The sequence below is a fragment of the Acinetobacter sp. GG23 genome (genome assembly GCF_057766365.1).
Genome location: NZ_JBYMDJ010000001.1, coordinates 466,587 through 489,136, shown reverse-complemented (window position 1 = coordinate 489,136; position 22,550 = coordinate 466,587). Strand labels below are relative to the sequence as shown.

The 22,550-nt window shown below is 39.0% G+C and carries 22 protein-coding genes; 13 read left to right on the top strand and 9 right to left on the bottom strand.

All coding sequences use genetic code 11. The features are described 5' to 3' along the window. Nucleotides 1-44 precede the first annotated feature (44 nt). Entirely contained in the window at nt 45-1,001 is a 957-nt protein-coding gene (locus AC3CAU_RS02360; protein WP_447053257.1) for a 3-carboxyethylcatechol 2,3-dioxygenase, read from the bottom strand. A 449-nt stretch (nt 1,002-1,450) separates the two neighbouring features. Between AC3CAU_RS02360 and AC3CAU_RS02355 the strand changes: the two genes are divergently transcribed. Together AC3CAU_RS02355 and AC3CAU_RS02350 are read left to right on the top strand one after the other, a co-directional pair. Further along, a complete protein-coding gene (locus tag AC3CAU_RS02355) occupies nt 1,451-1,813 on the top strand; it encodes a hypothetical protein (protein WP_131215933.1) in 363 nt (120 codons plus the stop codon). A gap of 951 nt (nt 1,814-2,764) precedes the next feature. Continuing rightward, nucleotides 2,765-3,685 carry a LysR family transcriptional regulator gene (locus AC3CAU_RS02350; protein WP_131215935.1) on the top strand — a complete coding sequence of 307 codons (921 nt, stop codon included), beginning with the start codon at nt 2,765-2,767 and terminating at the stop codon, nt 3,683-3,685. 66 nt (nt 3,686-3,751) lie between these two features. Here AC3CAU_RS02350 and AC3CAU_RS02345 read toward each other — a convergent pair whose 3' ends face one another. The 3 genes from AC3CAU_RS02345 to AC3CAU_RS02335 all read right to left on the bottom strand — a co-directional run bounded on the left by AC3CAU_RS02345 (nt 3,752) and on the right by AC3CAU_RS02335 (nt 6,377). Further along, nucleotides 3,752-4,420, bottom strand: a complete 669-nt coding sequence (locus AC3CAU_RS02345) for a hypothetical protein (protein ID WP_171459140.1) — start codon at nt 4,418-4,420, stop codon at nt 3,752-3,754. 30 nt (nt 4,421-4,450) lie between these two features. Continuing rightward, nucleotides 4,451-5,158, bottom strand: coding sequence for a hypothetical protein (locus AC3CAU_RS02340; protein ID WP_131215937.1), 708 nt, complete (start codon nt 5,156-5,158; stop codon nt 4,451-4,453). Between the two features lie 766 nt (nt 5,159-5,924). After that, nucleotides 5,925-6,377, bottom strand: a complete 453-nt coding sequence (locus AC3CAU_RS02335; protein WP_131215939.1) for a DUF441 domain-containing protein — start codon at nt 6,375-6,377, stop codon at nt 5,925-5,927. A gap of 140 nt (nt 6,378-6,517) precedes the next feature. Here AC3CAU_RS02335 and AC3CAU_RS02330 point away from each other — a divergent pair, with 140 nt between their 5' ends. Continuing rightward, nucleotides 6,518-7,228: a pseudouridine synthase gene (locus AC3CAU_RS02330; RefSeq protein ID WP_447053256.1), complete on the top strand. Its 711-nt coding sequence runs from the start codon at nt 6,518-6,520 to the stop codon at nt 7,226-7,228. On the opposite strand, the gene AC3CAU_RS02325 is transcribed toward AC3CAU_RS02330, so the two are convergent. The 3 genes from AC3CAU_RS02325 to AC3CAU_RS02315 all read right to left on the bottom strand — a co-directional run bounded on the left by AC3CAU_RS02325 (nt 7,221) and on the right by AC3CAU_RS02315 (nt 9,106). Further along, complete coding sequence (locus AC3CAU_RS02325) at nt 7,221-7,664, bottom strand: GNAT family N-acetyltransferase (protein WP_131215943.1); 444 nt, start codon at nt 7,662-7,664, stop codon at nt 7,221-7,223. The genes AC3CAU_RS02330 and AC3CAU_RS02325 overlap by 8 nt on opposite strands. An 89-nt stretch (nt 7,665-7,753) precedes the next feature. Then, nucleotides 7,754-8,086, bottom strand: a complete 333-nt coding sequence (locus tag AC3CAU_RS02320) for a type II toxin-antitoxin system RelB/DinJ family antitoxin (protein ID WP_424620483.1) — start codon at nt 8,084-8,086, stop codon at nt 7,754-7,756. A 114-nt stretch (nt 8,087-8,200) separates the two neighbouring features. Next, nucleotides 8,201-9,106 carry a pseudouridine synthase gene (locus tag AC3CAU_RS02315; protein ID WP_424620481.1) on the bottom strand — a complete coding sequence of 302 codons (906 nt, stop codon included), beginning with the start codon at nt 9,104-9,106 and terminating at the stop codon, nt 8,201-8,203. Between the two features lie 151 nt (nt 9,107-9,257). Between AC3CAU_RS02315 and tsaE the strand changes: the two genes are divergently transcribed. From tsaE to hfq, 4 genes are all read left to right on the top strand, one after another. Further along, on the top strand, nt 9,258-9,734 hold the full coding sequence (gene tsaE, locus AC3CAU_RS02310) for a tRNA (adenosine(37)-N6)-threonylcarbamoyltransferase complex ATPase subunit type 1 TsaE (protein WP_447054319.1): 477 nt from the start codon (nt 9,258-9,260) through the stop codon (nt 9,732-9,734). After that, nucleotides 9,727-11,685 (top strand): DNA mismatch repair endonuclease MutL, encoded by a 1,959-nt coding sequence (mutL, locus tag AC3CAU_RS02305; protein WP_447053255.1) that lies wholly within the window; start codon nt 9,727-9,729, stop codon nt 11,683-11,685. The genes tsaE and mutL overlap by 8 nt, the downstream gene beginning before the upstream one ends. Before the next feature lie 6 nt (nt 11,686-11,691). Then, entirely contained in the window at nt 11,692-12,636 is a 945-nt protein-coding gene (miaA, locus tag AC3CAU_RS02300) for a tRNA (adenosine(37)-N6)-dimethylallyltransferase MiaA (protein WP_447053254.1), read from the top strand. Between the two features lie 91 nt (nt 12,637-12,727). Next, the gene (hfq, locus tag AC3CAU_RS02295) at nt 12,728-13,258 is read left to right on the top strand and encodes an RNA chaperone Hfq (protein WP_424620477.1); all 531 of its coding nucleotides are present in this window, start codon (nt 12,728-12,730) and stop codon (nt 13,256-13,258) included. A gap of 625 nt (nt 13,259-13,883) precedes the next feature. On the opposite strand, the gene AC3CAU_RS02290 is transcribed toward hfq, so the two are convergent. After that, complete coding sequence (locus tag AC3CAU_RS02290) at nt 13,884-15,188, bottom strand: peptidylprolyl isomerase (protein ID WP_447053253.1); 1,305 nt, start codon at nt 15,186-15,188, stop codon at nt 13,884-13,886. After that, nucleotides 15,188-17,647 carry an LPS-assembly protein LptD gene (locus tag AC3CAU_RS02285; protein WP_447053252.1) on the bottom strand — a complete coding sequence of 820 codons (2,460 nt, stop codon included), beginning with the start codon at nt 17,645-17,647 and terminating at the stop codon, nt 15,188-15,190. The genes AC3CAU_RS02290 and AC3CAU_RS02285 overlap by 1 nt, the downstream gene beginning before the upstream one ends. 120 nt (nt 17,648-17,767) lie before the next feature. Between AC3CAU_RS02285 and AC3CAU_RS02280 the strand changes: the two genes are divergently transcribed. From AC3CAU_RS02280 to AC3CAU_RS02255, 6 genes are all read left to right on the top strand, one after another. Beyond that, nucleotides 17,768-18,781: an aminoglycoside phosphotransferase family protein gene (locus AC3CAU_RS02280; protein WP_447053251.1), complete on the top strand. Its 1,014-nt coding sequence runs from the start codon at nt 17,768-17,770 to the stop codon at nt 18,779-18,781. After that, the gene (gene murU / locus AC3CAU_RS02275; RefSeq protein ID WP_131216233.1) at nt 18,781-19,470 is read left to right on the top strand and encodes an N-acetylmuramate alpha-1-phosphate uridylyltransferase MurU; all 690 of its coding nucleotides are present in this window, start codon (nt 18,781-18,783) and stop codon (nt 19,468-19,470) included. The genes AC3CAU_RS02280 and murU overlap by 1 nt, the downstream gene beginning before the upstream one ends. A gap of 84 nt (nt 19,471-19,554) precedes the next feature. Continuing rightward, entirely contained in the window at nt 19,555-20,187 is a 633-nt protein-coding gene (gene rsmG / locus AC3CAU_RS02270; RefSeq protein ID WP_131216232.1) for a 16S rRNA (guanine(527)-N(7))-methyltransferase RsmG, read from the top strand. A 25-nt stretch (nt 20,188-20,212) separates the two neighbouring features. After that, entirely contained in the window at nt 20,213-20,995 is a 783-nt protein-coding gene (locus AC3CAU_RS02265) for a ParA family protein (protein ID WP_131216231.1), read from the top strand. Further along, nucleotides 20,992-21,879, top strand: coding sequence for a ParB/RepB/Spo0J family partition protein (locus tag AC3CAU_RS02260; protein ID WP_131216230.1), 888 nt, complete (start codon nt 20,992-20,994; stop codon nt 21,877-21,879). The genes AC3CAU_RS02265 and AC3CAU_RS02260 overlap by 4 nt, the downstream gene beginning before the upstream one ends. Nucleotides 21,880-21,909: 30 nt before the next feature. Further along, a complete protein-coding gene (locus AC3CAU_RS02255) occupies nt 21,910-22,548 on the top strand; it encodes a MotA/TolQ/ExbB proton channel family protein (protein ID WP_131216229.1) in 639 nt (212 codons plus the stop codon). Nucleotides 22,549-22,550: the final 2 nt, after the last annotated feature.

The window sequence follows — 22,550 nt, the reverse complement described above, 5'->3', positions numbered from 1 at the left end:
TCCTTTTTATTTAAATCAGTGCTGCTATATAAATGTTTATGACTTTATAAAGATTTAGATTTTGGCTCAGCGGTCATCATGCCCATACCTGCAATCCATTCCTGAATCGGTTCATAATAATGCACCTCCGAATCATATTCACCACTTGCAGCAAGTGCAGCAAAAGCAGCAATCCAGGCACGAATTTCCTGACCACCCCGTCCGCCATCGTGACGAATTTCTTCATTGCTCATATTGGCTAAATAATCAAAATCTGCATTTTTAAAGCGCTGCAACAAGTCTTTATCCCATTCCGGATTCAGTGGTAGCGCGGCTGATAAGTCACCATCTGCCAGACGTTGTCCGACTGCAATGACTTTGGATTGGCGATTATCACGTGCTTCTGGGGTTGGATTGCGGCCCGCAATTAAGAATTCCTGAACTTCCGGGGGGGCTGTGCTAATTTGAGGTGTTGGTGGATCATGTGATAAACCACCGGAACCAATAATTAAAATGCGCTCATCTAAAGTTTTAAGATATTCACCGATTACTTTACCCAGTTGGATTACACGTTTGGTCCGTGGCATCGGTGCAGCAGCGCCATTAATAAATACTGGAATGACGGGATAACGATCGAGCTGACCTTCACAGAGTAAATCTAACGGTTGGGTAAAACCATGATCGGCTTGCATGCGGTATGAATAGGAAACATCAACATCATGTTCTAAACAGTGTTCAATTAAACCTAAGGCTTTATCTTCTGGAACATTTAATGGGGCAGGTCCGTAATTCCAGTCACCCGCCGCAGTTGCACGTACACCGACACAGAAACTTGGCATCAGGTCATAAAAAAAGCCATTAAAATGGTCTGGACCAAAGACCACAATCAACGTGGGATCATAAGCTTTAACTTGTTCAGCCAGTTTTTGAAATGTTTGACGTGCAGCTGCTTCTATTGCTGGGGGAGGAGATGCAAAATCTAGTAAAGGCGTGTGCGAGACACAAATGAGTTTTATGGGCATTATTTTCGCTCAAATCTGCATTGATCAATGATTTGAGCTTAAATATAAACGGATAAGTAAATACAATATTTATCTTTGATCAAGCCATAGTAAAAATATTCAGAATAAACAGAGGTAGTTAGATCATTTATTTTAAAATATTGAAATATATTGTTTTATTTTATTGGTGATGAGCTTTGGAGAAAGGGTATTGAAAAGATCATAGTCAGTTTAGTTTTAATTCTCAAATCGCTAAGACCAAAGTTCTAAAAATGTCCAGCTTCCAAAGCTCGTATGAGTAAGATTATTTAACATTAAATTTAAGGCATTATAAAAGTAATACTTTGAGTTGGAAAAAGAATTTGCTATGTTGTTTCTGAATAAGAACAATTTGAATAGGTTTTAAAATAGAAGACCGGATGATTTTTTAAATTATTCAAGAAAATTAAAAAAATAAAAAGGAAGAATTTATGAAACAGTATCAGAGAGCAGCCTTAGCTTTAGTAGTGGCAAAACTAGAGTTTGGCAACACTAAATCCAATATTTATGATTATAACGAAAGCCTATATCCTCAAATTAGCGGAAATGTTAACGCACAGGAAGCTAAACTTTTTGATTATCAGAGATCGGTAATTTTTGAAGGACGACATACCGGCCGAGAGTTTAATTTATATGATTATGGTCATAGTGAATTTATCAGTTTAAAAAAGAAAGGAATAAAAAAGTACGAAGGTTATCATTATGGAAATTCAAGTTATTTCGAGATTACGATTTCGGGTTCTACCATAAATTTTTATGACTTTAGTACTGCACAATATTATCGCTTTTCTTAACAGATAATTTATTTTATTTCATATAAAAATAACCCCTAAAAAGGGGCTATCTTTGCTGTGAAATAGTTACCTGCAATTAATTAAGCAGCTTCAGTCAACTCTTCATGAACTTCTTTCGCTATTTTCATGCATGCAGCCATGCTGTTTTTGTTTCAGTTCACTTAAGTGTTTTTAAACCAAAGTCTGGATTACCTATAAGCGTTCAGCAGGGATGGTTTATAAAGTTTCATTAATCACTAAGTATGTTGTCGAACTTTGAATATCAGAGATACTCAGGACTAATCGCATTTACATAGCTCCTGTTCATGGCAGACTTTAAGAAGCGGTAGACCAGAATGTGAGGTTTCAAGGGGGACGATATCTGTATCCATAGTTGTGATTTATGACAAGTGGTCTTGAATGTCTCAGTAAAGTAAGTTTTTGCTTAGGCAGAAAATTCGACTTGAGTAAATGCATCTTTCCAGTAATTTTTCATGAGCAAATTTAAATTTATGTTTTACTTCAATATGTAGATAGCCAAGAATGTGACAAAGCAAGACTCATGATTTTTTCCTACACAGAAATTATTTTGGTTAAAACACCATCGAATAAAAGTTAACATGAAGAAAAATAATTAATTTTAAGGTATGATGAATTATATTCATTATTTCTTGGATTTTATCTGAGTGTTTGTGGTTAAGCAAAATTATTTTTATAAGTTTTCTGCACGTATATTAAAGCTAGTCTATCTTGCACTCGGATAAGTTTCATTTTTTATATTCATAATATTTTCAATAGAGTTGAAAATATTATGAATATCGTTTTTATAGGTTCGTCTGATTCTTGCCACTCGAAGCATAGCATCCCGTGTTGCATTCAGGCAGTGCTTACTTTCTTTATTGTCCTTCGCACTTCCAGCATAGCTGTAAGTCTTGCGCAAGGGCAAAACGATGTTTTGCTGGATCCTTGCTCATGTTAGAAATTCGTCATTTAAAAACTTTAACTGCCTTACGTGAGCATGGCTCATTGGTGGCTGCAGCCAATGATTTGTGTTTAACACCGTCAGCAATTTCTCATCAACTTAAAGAACTAGATCATTGGTATGGGGTAGAAGTGGTAAATCGCCGCAGTCGTCCAGTGACTTTTTCTAATGTTGGACAGCGTTTGCTGAAATTGGCGGATGATGTATTGCCACAAATTCAAATTGCCCAAACAGACATTACTCGTATTGTACATGGTCAGACCGGGCGTATTATTTTCTCATCTGAATGTCATAGTTGTTTTGACTGGTTAATGCCTTTACTTAATCAGTACCGTCATTTATATCCAGATGTAGACCTGGATTTTGCTTCAGGTTTTGAAGCCAATCCGCATGAGCTTTTGCAAAATGCAGAATTTGATCTATTAATTACCGCTGACCCGATTGCGTTAAAAGGGATTGAATATTTCCCGATTTTTGAATATGAATCACGTCTGGTTTTATCCAATACTCATCCACTCGTACGTGCAGAACGTATCACTGTGCAAGAATTGGCTGAGGAAACACTGATTACTTATCCGGTAGACAAGCATCGTTTAGATATCATGGCGAAACTGTTTATTCCTGCAAATATTCAACCGAAACAGATACGGACTACAGATTTGACCCAGATGTTGATTCAATTGGTGGCCAGTGGTCGTGGGATTGCTGCATTACCAGATTGGGTTGTAAATGAATATGAACAAAAGGGCTGGGTCTCATCACGCCGTTTAGATTGTGTCTCTGCTAGTGGTTTGCGCCGTACTTTATATGCAGGCTATAGGACCGAAGAAAAAGAGAAAAGTTATTTTGAAGGTTTCTTAAAGCAATTGGCTAAATTTTCTCAAAAACGGAATCAGTATTATATGAATTGATCTGTACTTGAATACTTTAGCTGGGCATATTCAATACGTTTGTATATTGCGTATGCCTTAAATTGATTATTTACGGCTCAATACATCTGCAATCAGATTGGTGCGCGTAAGAATAAAGATAAATATCGAGAGAAAGATTGCCATAATGGCTAAATATCGAGTCCATGAATATTTGGAACCTTTTCCTTCCCAAACTTGTAACTGCACGCTTTGAAACTGAAAGTTGCTGCGCTCGGTAATTTCAGCATGGGTGGCAAAACTTGAGTCTGATGTATCTTGTGTAGCATCAACAGAAAATGGATCCGAAGCCAGTACCAGTAAGACAGGCTCGTTGGCTTTATAATTATGAGTATCATCTTCACGGAAAGCTTCTGGGTGATAGCCATTTCCGCTCATTCTTTCAGTTCCTCCAATAAAGCGTAATTCTACTTCACCATCTGCAATAGCATAGCCACGTGCTACCATAACAAAACGGTAAGGGTTATTGGCTGCTGTTGCTTCATAGCCGATTGAGAGTTTGGGGCGTTTATCTATATCGGGTTTAGGCATTGTGGTGTTGTTGAGTGCCTCAATTTCTTCAAGGGTGAGGTCATAGCTACCTATGAGTTGTTGTCCATACTCACCAGGTTTAGGTTCATGAGAAACTTTAGCGCAAGCAGTAAGAACCAGTATTAATCCCCCAAACAATAAGACCTGCGTTTTTTGTAAAATATTTATATTTTTTAAGAGTTCCATAATTATTCCTTTTATTAGTGCATATTAGGTTTAAAAAATAACAAGCGAGTCATGCTGTTTGAAGAATAGACGCAATGCTGCACTTTGTTGTTGTAGTGTTGGACGACTTAACATCACCTCAAGACTACGTATAATGACGTCACAGCTTTTTGGATTTTCCCCAGCAATATCATGCAATAACCAAATATCATCACCAAACTCAGAACGAAGGTCTCTAGAAATTTCGGACCATTGGCTTTTAGCGAAATTTTCATCATAAGGCACAGATGCTTGTTTGTGCTTCAGTACTGCTGTGATTGCCAGTATGGTTTTTTGCTGTGTGGATTCAGAAATGGCATTCTGAACTTGAGCAATATCTTTATTATGGCCAGGTGAGGTAATTAGAGCACATGCTTTATTGCGCCGGGCATCACGCAGTTGCTGAACATAAGCTTCAGACCATTGCACAAGTACAGTATCGGGTAGTTTAAAAGGAATCAGAGGATCGATATTGTGATGTAAGATTGAAGAAACAAGAGACTTAAAGTTTTGATCATCCATGCTATTGTTAGGTAGTTTAATTAATTCACTGTAAGCAACCGAATCACCAGTTTCAAAAGCCCGCAGGATTTTGAACTGTTGTAATATTTCTTGTCTGTGCTGAATTGGACTATCACTGTATTGATATTTATTTTGTTCCTGTTTGGCTTGATATTGATTGATTCCCCAAAACAATAGGCAAAAGCCAATAACGGTCATAGTGATGAATTTCATAATGATTATAAGTGTGCTGTTTTTATAAGTGAATAATATAATATTGTTTGAAATTTAAACACATGTTTTATAGGAAATTTTCGCTTAATTCATTATATTATTCACTATGCAAAGCACAGATCGATCAGACCATAGAGCTATCCTTTCTTCATATTTTGGCAATCAGAAAATAGAAAAATTAATCACGTGCCTTAAAACAGCTAAAACCAGTACCCTGACACGGAGTTAGCCTATCCAGTTTCTTCTAAAATTATTAGCACTTTTTCTTTAAATCTCCTGCATTTTTTTTTGGTCGCTTATGTCTAAATCTAAAAGACCTTCGCAAGAACTGATGTCAGTCATTTAGCCACAAATGGCTATTTTGAAGCTTGGACTTGATCTGAATGCAGTTATGACATTGGTGGCTGAGCAAGCTCAAAGCATTACCCAAGCCAAAGGAGACTGTGGTTAAGTTGGCTGAAGACGGGGTATGGTGTGCTATGCTGTATCGGGTGGTGCTTCACAGTTTCCGGGCTTGCAGCGGAAACTGCAAAATAGTTTATCTGACTTATGGATTGCGCAAAATGTAACCTTTTATTGTCAAGATAGTGAGGTAGAGATGCTTTTAAAGTCGGTGAGTTACAGATTTTAAGCTTGATCTTAGAGTTGATCGCAGCTGCGATGTAGCATGTAACACAGTTTGGTGCGCAGGAACTTTATAAACTGGCGACTCAAGATAATCTCACTGATTCAGCTAATCAGGCTCACTTTTTCAAGAATGTCCAATAAACAGGGTCAATATACCGGCGGCAATTAAAGGACCTACAGGAACACCACGCAATACAGCAACACCTGCAACCGTACCAATCAGTAAACCTGCAACTACATCAGGTTGATTGCTCATCAGCTTAACCCCGCGCCCACCTAACCAGGCCACTAAAACACCAATCGCAATAGCCAATAATGATTTCCAGCTCATAAAGGATTTTAAAATCGCCTCTCCCGGAATTTTTCCACTAGCAATAGGCGTTAAAACACCAATGGTTAAAATAATAATGCCAATATTTAAACCGTGTTGTTGCAAATAAGGAAAAAATTCACTCAGCGGGGTAATGCGAAAAACAATTAAAACACCGGCAGCAATCGTGACTGCACTATTATGACTAAAGATACCGCAAGCCAATAAAGCCAGAAGGACGATCAGATTTAAATCTAAATTGGACATTACTTTCAGGGAGATTGAAAAAAATAAGCTCTATTGTATCGGGTTTTGCGCTTAGATTTACTTTAAAGCCTAGGAACAATAAAATTAGTCTGTAATTCAGTATAGAATGCGCTTTTTATGTTAGTGAAAAGGTTAGGTTTATGTTTTTGGAAAAGATGTTGCAATCGCAAGGTTTTGGTTCGCGTAAACATTGCCAGCAGCTCATTAAAAATGGAGCGATTGCCGTCCAAGGTGAAGTTATCACCAATGCAAAACATAAACTGAATTTAAAGAATTTAAGTTTTTCCGTCTATGGCGAAAGCTTTGATTATCGTGAAAAGGTTTATATCGCTTTAAATAAACCTCAAAATTACGAATGTTCACATCAGGCCACTCATCATTTTAGTGTGTTTGATCTTTTTGATGATGCTTTGATAAACCGTGGTTTGCAATGTGTAGGACGTTTAGATCAAGATACCAGTGGGCTTTTATTGCTCACGGATGATGGACAATTTTTACAAGCACTAACCCATCCAAAAAAACATGTAGCTAAAATCTATCGAATGCAAACCGCCGATCCTGTGACAGAGCAACAAATTCAGCAATTACGGCAAGGTGTGGAATTACGTAAAGAATCAGGTGTTTTTGCAGCGACAGAGGTGATTCAACATGCAGAAAATGAATTACAGTTGACTATTCATCAAGGTGTTTATCATCAGGTGAAACGGATGTTGGCAGCGGTGGGAAATAAAGTTGAACGACTGCATCGTCAGCAGATTGGTGCTTTGGCACTTCCTGAATTAGAACAAGGGAAGTGGATTTATTTAACTGATCAGCAAGTAGAGCTGGCCAAAACACGTATGTCTATTTAAGGAAGCAATGATAAGTTTGAAATTCATCATCTTTCACAAAACCCATTTTTTCATATAGTTGATGTGATTGGTAATTGGTTTTTTGCGTTTCTAAGCTAATGCGTAGTGCATTTTCATGACGTGCAAATAAAATGGCTGTATCAATCAGTTGTTTGGCAGAGCCCTGACGTCGAAAGGTCGGGGTCACATAAACATCATCTAAAATATAATAGATGGAACACGCTACTGAAGAAAAACCTAAGTAAAGTAAAACGAAACCTGTAAAGACATCGTCTTTAATGTGAATAAAAATCACACTTTCCTGATTTTCAAAGCGTTGTTTTAAGAATTGATAAGATAAGTTTAGGTTGGAAGAAGCACCATAAAATTGGCGATATTCATCGAATAAAACTGAAAGTGGATGTAAATCTTCTAGAGTTGCACGTCTTACGATCATTCTATACTCCATGCTTTGATTGCTTTGCATGAAGCATAACTAATTTTTTATATTCGTTTTTTTAAAATTTGTTTGTAAATGCGACAGTGTTAAGTTTTGTCACTTTCACCCAATATGGCATTTAGTTCTTCAAACAGGTCTAAATGGTCATCATCTAAAATAATTTCTTCGTCAGCCTCCACGGATTGGTTTGCTTCACCGTCTAACGTACTTTCTTGCTTTAATTTACGGATTTTATACAGTTGTTCAATGTTAATATTTTGATTTTCAATAGAAAATGGAATTGATTTGGTTATCACGACTTGTTTAAAAAATAGTCGAATTGCTTGTGCTGGCGTAATCCCCAATTGTTTAAACACTGCAAAAGCATGTTTTTTTTCTTGGGAGTCAAGTCTTATTTGATAAACTTCTGTTTTTCTCATGATTTTTAAATACATCTAATTACTTAACTTTTCAGCATTTATTTTAATCAAATCTAGTGCGATTTCAATATTCATACACTATATTTACGAAAATAATTTGTAATGACAAGAATATTACAATGCCAATTCAAATTTAGATGAAAATTCCATCTCTTGATTCGTGATTGGGTCATTGAAGCGAATATGTTTGGCTAAAAGCTGGAGTGGGGTTGAAAAATCATTCTCTCTTTTGTGCTGTACCGCAGGATAAAAGGGATCATTTTTTATCGCAATGCCCAAACTGCTTAAGTGAACACGTAATTGATGTTGCTTACCGGTGATCGGTTTAAGTTCATATTTCGCCCATGCAGAATCATGTTCGATTAAATCAATTTCCGTTTCGCTATTTATTGTACCTTCAACCACTTGCATGGTGTAAAAGGGTTCGCCTTTTTCCATTCGATAACGGGTATAGCAGGGAAATGTTATATCGGCGTGAAAAGGTGCAATCGCATGGTAGGTTTTTTTAACTTGGCGTTGTGCAAACATATCTTGATAGATTGCTCGAGTAGACACCTGTTTAGAGAATAAAACTACACCAGCAGTTTCACGATCGAGCCGATGAATAGGGGTTAAAAATTCATTACCCGTTTGTTTTTTTAACCGCACTAACAGGGTTTCTTGAACATATTGTCCGGTGGGACTAATGGTTAAAAAATGCGGTTTATCGATAACTAGTAAATTTTCATTTTCAAATAAAATTTCATGTTCAAAAGGTACATGTATTTCATGGGCTAAAAAACGATAATAAAACACGTGGCTATTTTCAATATAGGGTGCATTACAGGTTAAGACATTACCCGAAGCATCATAAATTAATCCGTCAGCAAAACGTTGTTCCCATTCAGATCCATCAATATGTGGAAACTGTTGACATAAATATTCAGACACACTATTGGGTGTTAGAGCCGTTTTGGGAAGGAACACTTTACTTGCGCTTACACCCGCAATCATAGGCGGAATAAATTCAGTGTGAGTCATATGATTTGTCGTGGATTAATCAGTCGTGTATAGAAATCAAAGCTATCTACAATGAAATGTAGGAAAAGTTACACATTTAGAAGTGCGAGCATGGGCAATAAAGCAGTGCGATGCTATCATAATTGTTCTTTGGAATCATGTCGTGAGTAATATGCAGTATTCATTTAATTTGGCCTTAAACAATGAAGACGATACCCAAAATCTAGCACAGGTTTTGGCGCAGCATTTTAGCATGGGCGTGGTTTATTTAATTGGTGATTTAGGCGCAGGAAAAACGACACTAACACGTTATTTTTTGCATAGTTTAGGGCATCAAGGTGCGGTAAAAAGTCCGACCTATACCTTGGTTGAACCCTATAATATTAATGGTAAAGACATTTTCCATTTCGATTTATACCGTTTAAATGATCCTTATGAACTGGAACTGATGGGTATTCGCGATTATCTGGAAACACCGAATGCGCTATTTTTATTTGAATGGCCTTCAAAAGGTGGCGATGAAATTCCACCCGCTGACCTGATTATTAATATTGAAAAGTCTGAAGACGAGCTGACGCGTACAGCAAGTTTAAGTTTTGGATCAGCAGCATTAAACCAAGCATTAGAGAGCCATTTTAACAATGCGTAATGATTTAAGCGAACGTCGTATTCATACCCTTAATCCTGCACTGGCGAATCAAATTGCGGCAGGCGAGGTGATTGAACGTCCAGCGTCGGTAGTGAAAGAATTATTAGAAAATTCAATTGATGCGGGTGCGACTGAACTTATTGTTCGTGTCGAACAAGGGGGTAGTACCCTAATTGAAATCATTGACAATGGCCATGGGGTTCATCCAGATGATTTAGCCTTGGCCATCATGCGTCATGCCACCAGTAAAATTCAAACGGCGGATGATTTACAAGCCATTGTCAGTTTGGGTTTCCGCGGTGAAGCACTGGCCTCTATTGCTGCCGTTTCCCGTTTAACCCTGACCAGCAGCCAGAATGATAAAGGTATCGGTTATCAGGTGGAAGTAAATGGTACCGCTTTTGATCATCAGGAAATTCAGGCGGTAGCGACTCAAAAAGGCACCCATATCCGGATACAGGATCTGTTTTTTAATGTGCCAGCTCGTCGCAAGTTCTTAAAAAAACAGGGGACTGAATTTGGGCATATTGAAGAAATTGTCCGCCGTCTAGCGTTAACCCATTTTGATATCCGTTTTGTTCTGGAGCATAACAATAATATTCGTTTGAACTTGCCGGTTGCAGATAGTGGCAAACTCCGTTTTCAGCGTGTTCAGCAGTTATTAGGTCGCCAATTTACTGAAAATGCCTATTGGATGGATGCAGATAGCATCAGCATGCGTCTATCTGGCTGGCTCGGGCATCCATCCGATGCACGTTCACAAGCAGATTTGCAGTATGTCTACGTGAATGGACGTATTGTGAAAGATAAAACCATTTCACATGCCTTGCGTATGGCTTACGACGGGATTTTACATGGTCATCAACATGCGGCATATTTATTGTTTCTAGAAATTGATCCTGAAAATGTTGATGTCAATGTACATCCAACCAAACATGAAATTCGCTTTCTAAATCAACGTGAAGTGCATGAATTTGTGCGTCATTTTGCCAAAGAAACCCTGTCTCAGTTTCAAACGGCAAGTGCTGACTTAGCGCAGGCCATGAAAACGCAGGATGAAACTACTCAGAATCCTCCAACGCAACATCCGCGTTATCAGGAACAGTTTCAATTACATCGCGCTATGAAGACTCTGCAACCTGCCATGTCAGTTGAGTCATCTACTGAATTATTAACTGATTTTAACGCTAGCAGTCCACAAACTGTTCAATATTCATCTCAGTCTTCACAAAGTCGCTATGCGGGATCACAGCAACTGAATAATGCCTTGCAAAGCTATTTAGCTCCATTACGTGAATCAACATCATCAACTGCCAATGCAGAGTTAAATCACTTTGAACAAAGTACAGCAGTTCATGTGGATGAGCATCCGTTGGGTATTGCGATTGCACAATTGCATGGGATTTATATTCTTGCGCAGAACACTGAAGGCTTAATTATTGTAGATATGCATGCCGCACATGAGCGGATTGTATTGCAACAAATGAAAGCCGCTTGGGATAAACCCGAATTCTGGACTTCACAGCAATTACTGATTCCCAAAGTCATTAGTATCAGTCGTATGCAAGCCATGCGGGTGGATGATCTGAAAGATCAGCTCGCACGTTTAGGTCTGGAAATTGACCAATATGGCGATGAACAGGTGATTGTACGTGGGGTGCCTGCCATTTTGCATAAGGCCGATTTTGAATCTTTAGTACCTGAATTGCTAAATGATTTAGATCCAAGTGATAAAGCCCAAGGCTTGTTGCAAAAGCGTGATCAAATTTTGGCGGGAATGGCGTGTCATGGTGCAGTTCGTGCGCATCGTATACTCAGTCTTTCTGAAATGAATGCTTTACTGCGTCAAATGGAACAAACTGAATTTGCCAGTCAGTGTAATCATGGACGTCCAACCTGGCGTACATTTCCACTTTCACAATTAGATAAACTTTTTGCTCGAGGAGAGTAGGTGTACATGTCAAATCAATTGCCGGTCATCAATTTAATGGGACCAACTGCAAGTGGTAAAACCGCTTTGGCATGTGAACTTTATGAGCAAGGCCGTTTTGAGCTGATCTCCGTCGATTCTGCGCTGGTTTATAAAGATATGGATATTGGGACAGCCAAACCGACCAAAGAGGAACAGGCACGCTATCCGCATCATCTGATTGATATTATTACCCCTTTGGAAGTGTATTCGGCAGCTAATTTTGTCGAAGATGCCTATGCATTGATTGATGATATTCATGCGCGTGGTAAAACCCCGATCTTGGTGGGTGGAACCATGCTTTACTTTAAGGCATTGCTAGAAGGCTTATCTAGCAATTTACCCAGTGCAGATCACACTATTCGAGCTGAAATCCAAGCGCAAGCAGAGCAGCAGGGCTGGGAGGCAGTTTACGCAGAATTGTGTGGAGTAGATCCATTGGCTGGCCAGAAATTTAAAAGCAGTGATAAGCAAAGAATCATTCGTGCATTAGAAGTATTTAAGCTCACGGGACAGCCGATTACAAAACTACAAGCTGAACAACCTAAAAATGTACCATATCGTTACACTTTTCATAATCATGCTTTGTTGCCTGATCGTGTAGAATTGCATAAACGTATAGAGATGCGACTTAAAACTATGTGGGATATCGGATTTTTACATGAAGTAAAAGGTCTGATTGGAAAATACGATTTAAATGATAATTTACCCTCAATGCGCTCTGTCGGTTATCGTCAAACTTTAGAATTCCTGCAAAAAAGTGATCAAAGTAACGAAAAACGGCAAGAAATGGAGGATAAGTCTTTGTTTGCGACACGACAACTTGCAAAACGTCAATATACTTGGTTAAGATCTTTGCAAGAGTCGCATAATTTTAAAACATATTTGACGATAACGCAGGCTCAAGAAGACTTGCGAAACTGTTACGGATAAAGCAAAATTTAGTAACTATCTTTTTATAATTTTTATTGAAAAATAGAGATAGTTTTTTGCGCTGATTTTTAAATTTTTTTGGAGTTATAACATGTCTAAAGGTCAAACTTTACAAGATCCATTCTTGAACTCTCTCCGTAAGGAACGCATTCCTGTTTCTATCTTCCTTGTTAACGGTATTAAATTACAAGGTCATATTGAATCTTTTGACCAATATGTCGTTTTATTAAAAAATACTGTAAGCCAAATGGTTTACAAACATGCGATTTCTACAGTGGTTCCTGCGCGTAATCCACGTCCTGCAGGTGCTCCTGCAGGTGCTCAAGGTGCTCCAGGTAGTTTTGGTGCTCAAGGCGGTCAAGGTGGCTTCGGCGGTCAAACTGGCGGTTTCGGTGGTCAAAGTGGTGGCTTTGGTGCTCAAGGTGGCTTCGGTGGTCAAGGTGGTGGCTTCGGTGGTCAAGGTGGCTTCGGTGGTCAAACTGGCGGCTTCGGTGGTCAAGGTGGCTTCGGCGGTCAAGGTGGCTTCGGTGGTCAAGGCGGCTTCGGTGGTCAATCAAACCCTGGGTTTGAAGGCGAAACAAAATTTGAAGATTCTCAAGATGACGAAAATAATAATCGTTAATTGTTAATTCTTAAAAACCTCTCCTCGTGAGAGGTTTTTTTTATTTAAATATTTATGGTTTTAAAGTTAATTTGTGCATATATGCTTGTGTAAAATTCAATCGGTAAAATAATATTTGAGTAATTTGTTTTTAGAAAGATTTTCTTAACTTTATGGCTAAATCCCACTCAATAATTAAGAAGGTTTATTTTTGCCCTCCAAGTAATAAATTGTTGAGATATTTAGTTTTAAATAAAAAATATTGATTCAGAATGGCTATTCATTCATTAAATTTTTTCAAACATATAATTGTATTGCTAATATGAAAAGTCAAAATATCTTAAAGAAGATCAATGGAGACAATCCAAAAAATTATTTGCCACTAGATGTAAATAGCAACCAATTGAAATCAATTGTGAATGAAGTTCCAACCCATAAATTTCCAAGTTTTCTCATAAGACAGACAAAAGTGGAACAATGAAAATTTTGTTGCTCTTTTATATTTTCATCTGACTCCACTGGTAAATTATAAACGAAACCTAAATGAATTCGCACAATTTTGATGTAAAGACGGCTTAAATATTTATGCAATAAAAAAACCAGTTACTTATGGCAACTGGTTTTTTTAACTCTAACTTAATTAAGTTTATTTATTCTTTTTACGATCTAGATTTGGGTCTTTAATCTCGACAAAAGCATTACTACGAATTTCACGTAACCAGCTATCTAACTCTGCATCAAACTGACGTTCACCCAGAATTTGACGTGCCATACGTTCTTGATATTCACGCGTCATATCTTTTTGGCGAGTATCTGTCACCTGAAGAATATGCCAGCCGAATTGGGACTGAAATGGGGCACTGGTTTGACCTACAGGTGTCTTTTTCATTTGAGCTTCAAATTCAGGCACCATAACTCCCGGGTTTACCCAACCTAAGCTACCCCCATCGCGAGCAGAGCCTGGGTCATTAGAGAAGGTTGATGCAAGTACTGCAAAGTCTTCACCAGCTTTTAAGCGATTATAAATACTGTCAATTTGTTGCTTTGCATTTTCAGGACTGACGACTTCAGAGGGTTGAATCAAAATATGACGTACCTGATATTGAGGCACGATGGCTTTTTGCTCTGCGCCTTTACGCTCTAACAATTTTAGAACATGTATACCATCTTGAACCTTAATCAAGTCTGTAGTTTGCCCAACCTGTAGCGGGCTTACGCGTGCTGCAAGCTCACCTGGGATCTCTGACAGATTACGAAAGCCCATATTTGCACTTTCGACTTTTACGCCATTGGCTGTGAATTTTTTATCAATTGCACCAATATCATTGCTGTCTTTTAACGCAGCCTTTACTTGTTCTGCAACTTTTTCAATATTTTTATCACCCGAAATACGAACATGCAGGACATGAACTTGCTGGCCTAATACTGCTTGACCTTGCGGAGTTTTTAAAAAATTTTCCACATCTTGGTCACTAATTTTAATGCGTGACATCACGATTTGCTGACGTAAACGATTAATCGCTAAATCTTCTGCAATACGGTTACGTAGCGATTCATAAGTGCCAGGGGCAATAGCATCCAGTTTCTGCTGAAATGCTTCCAAGCTTTTACTACCCGATTGATTGGCTGCTTTAAGGACTGCTTCATTCAGCTCTTTTTCATTTGGCTTAATGTTATAGCGTTTGACTTGCTCAAGTTGGGCCTGGCGAATAATCAGTTGGTCAAGTGCCTGTTGTTGCAAATATTGTGCTGGTGGAACTGATTTTTTTTGAGCTTCTAATTGATATTTTATTTCCGCAATACTTTGATCTAAATCACTTTTTAAAATGGCGCTATTATCTACCAAAGCAATAACTTCGTCTGTTGATTGTGCGAATGTAGCCATTGATGAAGAAAGGGCTAAAGCAAGAGCAGTAGCTCTGAAAAAATGTTTTAACTGTATTGTCTTCATTAACGTTCTGTCCAAGATTGATTAATTTTATTAAAACCTAGAATACGATTTTCTAGTAATGATGAAAGCTTTTTGTTGAAACCGCCTAAACCTTTCAGGCTGACTTCAGCCATAATAGCGCGTTTTGCATTTACGCCTTCCGCATTTACATCATCTAGGTCATTATAATAAGAGCGTCCATACACCGAAATGCCCCAGCAACATGCTTCATAATTTACACCCAATAGGTATTCACGCGCGACGTTGTTGTCTATGTCGTATTGAGCATGTCCCATAATACGCCAGTTGTTAGATACAGGCTGAATGAAAGATGCAACAACTTGGTCATATTGCTTTTGTCGGTTTGGAATATCTTTACGATAGAAGTAACCGACGTTATACAGATTACCTTGATCGCCCGTGTAATACAGCTGCAAGTCACGTTGAGCATTATCGCCATTTGACATCCAAGCCGAATTTGCACCAATACTAAAATTCTGGGAAAGCTGGCTCGATACACTGAGAACAGGACCGGTATGACGTTCAGTATCAAACTCATCAGATTGATTATCGAGTTTTACCCGACGATCCTCGAAGTAAAAGCTTTGTCCGATACTGGTTTTTAAGCGTTCCAGACCAATTTCATCAAATAGGCTATAACTTAGACCTAAAGATAAAAAATTGTTGTCTTCTAAACGGTCATGACCATAAAAGCGACGCGGGCTGAACAATTGATCATAATTGATTGATGCAGTTGCCGAGTCAAAATTTGGGTAACCCTCTTGGTTTTTATACGGTGCATAGGCGTAAAATGCACGTGGAGTAAGGGTTTGCAGGTACTTCCCGTCTTTTTCAAAGGTCAGACCAGTATCTAAAGTAAATTGCGGCACAGTTACCGATTGATTCTCGCTTGAAGAATTGGTGTTCTGGTTGGCATTAATGGTGTCTTGATCGTAGAAAGTGTTGACGTTACGAATCGATACTTCAGGAATAACAAATGACCATGGGTTACGGTAGTTATAACGAACAGCAAAGTCATTATAAATACGGGTGCCGCTTGGTTCAAAGGAGCCTGGATTGGCTGTATTAGAAAGATTAATATCTTTTTTAAAATAAGCGGTATCGTTATTGAATTCGTATTGCAAACCCAGCGGGTTACCTGTTTTATAATTTACCAGGAACTGAGGTAAACGGGCATAAGGGCGGTCTTCATCAGAAACTGTCTTATCCAGTGTCTGGAAGTCTTCAACTTTTAACTGGGCTTTTAAGCCGGGAATACCATTTTTATAGTTCAGCTCCCAGGCACGGCGTAAGTTTAAATCGGTCTTAGAGTTAGGGTTGTTATTTAAATCAGCGAAATAGTCTTTATCCGAGGCATAGTTATAATCTAGATTGGTAGAAAACTGCTCGTTAATTTGCCATTGATGTAATAGGTGTAAGTCTTTACGGGCTTGACCATCGTATTTGTCATCTGAAGCTAAATAACCACCCCAGATCATACCTGTGCCGAAGTTTTCAGTTAAATAACGGAATTCACCTTCAAGCATTGCCCCACGATCAGCAATATATCGCGGAGTAACGGTAGCATCATAATTTGGTGCCAGATTTAAATATACTGGAACAGCAAGTTCTACACCACCATCGTTAGTAAAGCCGAAACTTGGTGTCAAAATACCCGTTGTACGACGGTCATCAATCGGAAAATTAAAATAAGGAACGGCTAAGACGGGAACATCTTTAACATATAGCTTGGTTCCACGCGTTTCACCACGACCGGTTTCCTGATTTAAAGTAATTTTATCTGCTTGAATTTTCCAGGTTGGCGTTTCATCCGGCGGGCAGGTGCTGTAGGTGGCATTGTTCATCACCACAACACTTTCAGAAGTACGGGCAATTTTTTCTGCATGCCCATGTGCATGTTGTTCTTCTGAAATATAAAAGCTGTTTTTTAAATCACCTTGCTGGGTTTTTAAGTTGTAATTGATTTGGTCACTTTGTGCGAGTAAACCCGCTTGGGCCATTTGTACACGGCCTTCAGCATTGGCAAAAGTTTGAGTCTGATCAATGGTGATTTTATCGGCACGAATTTGACGGCCTTGTTGATCAATCAGTACGTTGCCTTGAAGCACAGAGTCACCATTAGGGTCGTAATGACCATAATCGGCAGTGACCACTGACGTGGCGTCGGAAGCATCAACGGCTTTGGTTTCAGGGCCAATCGGGGTAACCCAGGCACCTTGGCAATAGGCGGAACTTAAATATTTTCCCTGACGTTGCTGAGCTTCAGGTGATGATTTGTCAACATAATATTGTTCAAAAAATTGTTGCCCCGGATAAGCTTCCTGAATGCTGTCCTTCATTTTCTGATTGTCGACAGTCGAAGCTGGAGGTGTGGACTCAGCATAGCTTGAAATCGAGCTGCCACATAGAAGGGTCAAGATAGCAGTCGCTAAAGGATTAAATTTAAACTGATGCTTCATTTGTCTCATTAACCAAGTATGCTTAATCGCAATTAATTATTCTCGCATCATAGAGAAAAAGTTTATAAGTGGCTACACTTAGTACTTTAAAAACTCAGCCTGTTTTAGAATTTATCGCAAATGAAAACACAACGTGAACAAATCATATATACATGGATTACATCTGTACTTGATTCAGATCAATTTGAAATTAATTTTTTGCCAGGCGATGCAAGTTTCCGTCGTTATGCACGAATCAAGTTGAATAATAAAACATTTATGCTCATGGATGCACCACCAGAAAAAGAAGATTGTGTGCCTTTTGTGACGATTGACCAGTTTTTCGATAGTCATGGCGTTCGTGTTCCGCATATTGTCGCTAAAGACTTGCAGCAAGGCCTTTTATTGCTAGAAGATTTTGGTGATATTTTGCTCTCAACCTTGCTTAACGATGCCACGGTTGATGCCTATTACGCACAAAGCTTTAAACAGTTGATCGAATTGCAGGCAATTGATGGCACAGAAAATTTCCCGGCTTATTCCTATGAAAAACTCATTTCTGAAATGGAATTGCTCACAGACTGGATGTTGCCTTCATTAAATATTCAACCGACTCAAGATGAGCAGGCATTAATTAAACGTACCTTCGCAATTTTGGCCAATGCAGCACTGGCGCAACCGCAAGTGATTGTGCATCGCGATTTTCACAGTCGTAATCTGATGAAAATTGAAGGAGAGACTGATCTTGGAGTAATTGATTTCCAGGATGCCGTGATTGGTGCCGATACTTACGATTTAATCTCGATTACCCGTGATGCTTATGTACAGTGGAACGCAGATCAGGTTTATCAATGGTTTAAAGTTTTCTATGATTTACTGCCTGCAGAAGCAAAACAAAATCGTGATTTTGCACAGTTTAAACGTGATGCAGACATGATGGCGATTCAGCGTCATATTAAAATTTTGGGCATTTTTGTGCGTTTATTTGAGCGTGATGGAAAAACAGGTTACTTGAAAGATTTACCGCGTGTGATGTGGTATTTACTGGAAGAAAGTAAAGATTATGTAGAGCTGCAACCTTTTATGCAGTTTATCCAGACTAAAGTGATGCCGAAATTTGAAGCTAAATACGGTGCATATGAGGTTGCTGCCTAATGAAAGCTATGATTTTAGCGGCAGGTCAGGGTACTCGTATGCGCCCTTTAACCCTTTATAAACCTAAGCCTTTATTGGAAGTGGGTGGTAAGGCCCTGATTGTTTGGCATATCGAAAAATTAAAACAAATGGGGGTGACGGAAATTGTTATCAATTCTGCCTGGTTGGCCGATGTCCTGATTGGTATCTTAGGAGATGGTTCGCAATTTGGCGTTAAAATTTTGTGGACACGTGAAGATCAAGGTTTGGAAACCGCGGGCGGTATTATTAATGCCTTGCCATTATTAGGCACTGAACCCTTCATTTTAGTGAATGGGGATGTGTGGACCACTTTTGATTTTGCTCATTTATTGCATATCCCGCTTGAACAAGACCTTGCCCATTTGGTTTTCGTGACCAATCCAGTGCAACATCCAAAGGGTGATTTTACCTTATCAAATGGTCGTGCTTATACCTTTGAGCAAGAACAGACAGGTGAGGCACTGACTTATAGTGGGATCGCTGTAATTCATCCAAAAATGTTTGATGGATTAGAAGCAGGTAAAAGACCGCTTGCGCCGCTGTTGAAACAGGCCATGCAAAATGGAAAGATTTCCGCCGAAAAAATGCAGGCAGCCTGGGTAGATGTTGGCACACCTGAACGATTAAGTGATCTGGATCTACAGATTCGTCAGGGGATGTACGTTTAAGTGCATAATCGCTAAGCGTTGGCTACTGTTCCACGCAATAGAAATCGGTATACTTCAGTTTAATTTTATTGAGTTGGCTTGTTTATGCATCCTTTTTTTCAAGAGTTAAAGCAAGATAGTCAAAAGCTTGGCTTAGATTTGAGTGAAGAAGCATTAAATCTATTGCTGAAATATCAAGATGCACTTGTGCTGTGGAACAAAGCCTATAATCTAACGGCTATTCGTGATCCGAAAGAAATGTTGGTCAAACATTTACTGGATAGCTTGAGTATTTTAAAAGATTTGCCACCTGGACGTCTGCTGGATATTGGTACTGGTGGGGGTATGCCGGGCTTAATCATTGCATTATGTCAGCCAGAACGTGAATGTGTTTTACTCGACTCAAATGGCAAAAAAATTCGTTTCTTGAAACAGTTTATTGCAGACTTAAAACTAAAAAATGTGATTGCAGTCCAAACTCGTGTCGAAAATGAAGACAGTATTAATGACTTGGGTCAATTTGATGTGATTACCAGTCGTGCTTTCGCGTCACTGACTGACTTTATAAATGCCTCAAAACCCTATATGCATCACGATAGTATTATCGCGTCGATGAAAGGTTTGATTCCTCATGAGGAAGTTGAAGCATTCAAAACTGAATTCAGTTGTGACATTATTGCGTTAAAAGTCCCACGTTTGGACGAACAACGTCATCTGCTTTTATTAAAACGTATTTAATTATTTTTGAAGGGTTGGGGTTACCATGGCACAAATTATTGCGATTGCGAACCAAAAAGGTGGTGTAGGCAAAACCACAACCGCAGTAAATTTGGCAGCATCGTTAGCTGTGTTAAAGAAGCGCGTTTTACTTGTGGATATGGATTCACAAGGGAATGCCACGATGGGGTCTGGTATCCAAAAAAATGATCTTCTGTATTCGGTAACCGATGTTTTATTGGGTGAAGTTCCCATTGAAACAGCAATTAGCAAAGCGGAAGTCGGTTATAAAGTTTTAGGTGCAAACCGTGATTTGGCTGGGGTAGAGCTTGCGATTGCAGAACAGGATGGTCGTGAATTTATTTTGCGTGAAGCATTAAAAGAAATAGAGCATTCTTTTGATTATATTATTGTCGACTGCGCCCCAAGCTTAAGCCTGATTACCGTAAATGCTTTGGCAGCAGTTGATAGTGTACTTATTCCGATGCAATGTGAATATTATGCACTGGAAGGCTTGGCAGATTTAACTCAAACCATTGACCGTATTCAGCAGGCACTCAATCCGGATTTGCAGATTACAGGTGTCTTGCGCACCATGTACGATGCACGGAATGCGTTGACGCGTGATGTATCAGAAGAACTTGAGCAATATTTTGGCAAGAAGCTGTATGACACCGTGATTCCGCGTAATGTTCGCTTGGCTGAGGCACCTGCGCATGGTCTGCCGATTATTTATTTTGAGAAAAATTCAAAAGGTGCAGTTGCTTACTTAAATTTAGCGGCTGAAGTGTTAAAGAAAAGTAAAGTAAAAAAAGGAATTAAAGCATGACCACAAAAAAACGCGGATTAGCTAAAGGTCGTGGTTTGGATGCCTTGCTTGGATCAATCCAGAAAGAAAAATTACAGATGGAAGCTCAAGGTTTAGATCATGGGCAATTAAAGCAGATTGATGTTCATTTGCTGAAACGTGGTGAATATCAACCGCGTCGTTTTATCCATGAACCCGATCTTCAAGAACTCGCTGCTTCTATTGAAAAACATGGGGTAATGCAACCCATTGTTATTCGTCCAATCGAGGATGAAAAATTCCCCTATGAAATTATTGCCGGTGAACGACGTTGGCGTGCTGCACAACTTGCAGGATTAACTGAAATTCCGGCAATTGTCCGTGACTTGACCGATCAGGTTGCCATTGCATTAGCCTTAATTGAAAACATTCAACGTCAAGACTTGAATCCAATTGATCAAGCCATGGCATTGCAACGTTTTCATGAAGAATTTGGTTTAAGTCATCAGGAGATTGCCGATACAGTCGGTAAGGCCCGTACGACAGTAAGTAATTTATTGCGTCTTTTGACTTTGGCTGAATCGGTCAAAGATTTCATGCAGCAAGGTCTGCTTGATATGGGGCATGCGCGCGCCATCTTAACTTTAAAAGCCAAAGATCAGCTGAAAGTTGCAGAGCATGTGATTGAAAAAAGTCTATCCGTGCGTCAAACCGAGCAACTGGTACGTGAGTTAAACACGCCTAAACAAGAAAAAGCCAAAGAGGATATTGCTCCCGATATCCAGCAGTTGACTCAGCGTTTAGCAGAACGTTTTAGTGCAGATGTAAAAATCGATCATAATAAGCAAGGCAAAGGAAAACTTGTTATTCAATATCATTCACTGGATGAATTAGATGGTATTTTGAATATTTGTTTCGCAGAATAATTTTTTATTGGTTTTCTTGGGGAAAAAAACATGTGGGAATTAGTCAAGGCAGGTGGGTGGCTTATGCTGCCCTTGGTCTTATGTTCGATTTTTACAGTAGCAATTACCATTGAGCGCTTTATTCGGTTAAAAAAATCGATGATTTTGCCCAAAGCATTGTTGCTGAATCACACTCAGACTGCCGATGCTGTCATACAACAATTACAGCAGGACAACGTATTGCAAAGTAGTACATTAGGACGCATCTTTACTGCTGGATATCAAAGTAAAAATAAAAATGAGCAGTATGCTCGCGCGCAGATGGAAACGACAGCCTCTCAAGAAATTGGCTATTTGGAAAAGAATATTAATTTTTTGGGCACACTTAGTGCAGTTGCGCCACTATTAGGCTTGTTGGGTACAGTTCTGGGGATTATTGAATCATTTTTGGTAATTGATTTGGGCACCAACAGCAACCCGACATTAATGATTCCGGGTATCTCAAAAGCATTGATCACAACTGCAGCAGGGATGTTTATTGCTATTCCTGCATTATTTGCTTATCGTTATTTTCAGCGTCTGGTGCAAGAGTATATTGCTGAACTTGAGCAACAATCGACCTTATTTCATGCAGCACTTTTCTATCAAAATTCTACAGATAAAGAACAAGATATGAGAAAAGCAGGTTAGGG